Raw genomic sequence first — 258 nt, 5'->3', positions numbered from 1 at the left:
AGACGGACTAACGCCTAAGGGAAATAAGGTCACCACCATCAGCAAAAACATCAGAGGTTGCACTAATTCTGCTTTTTGCTTGAACGCAACCTGCATGTCGCGCTTAAAAATTCCTTGGTACAGTGACATTAAAAGCGGTACTCCAAATCGAATACACGGTGTTCCCCTGCAGTTTCTGATAGGTGTTGATGCGAAGTAGTAATGATGAGACCGCCGCGACCAACGTGCTCTTTCATACTTTTTTCAAGCATGTGAACC

At 45.0% G+C, this 258-nt stretch carries 1 protein-coding gene; it reads right to left on the bottom strand.

Features of this window, described 5'->3' with window-relative positions:
- On the bottom strand, positions 1 to 129 hold a 129-nt coding region (locus tag NLF92_RS13325; protein WP_284700446.1), incomplete at its 3' end, for a heme exporter protein CcmB.
- Between the last annotated feature and the right edge of the window lie 129 nt (positions 130 to 258).

Source organism: Opacimonas viscosa (assembly GCF_024199005.1).
Taxonomy (GTDB): domain Bacteria; phylum Pseudomonadota; class Gammaproteobacteria; order Enterobacterales; family Alteromonadaceae; genus Opacimonas; species Opacimonas viscosa.
Note: the sequence above shows the minus strand (reverse complement) of the source record. Positions and strands in the feature narration are given on the sequence as shown.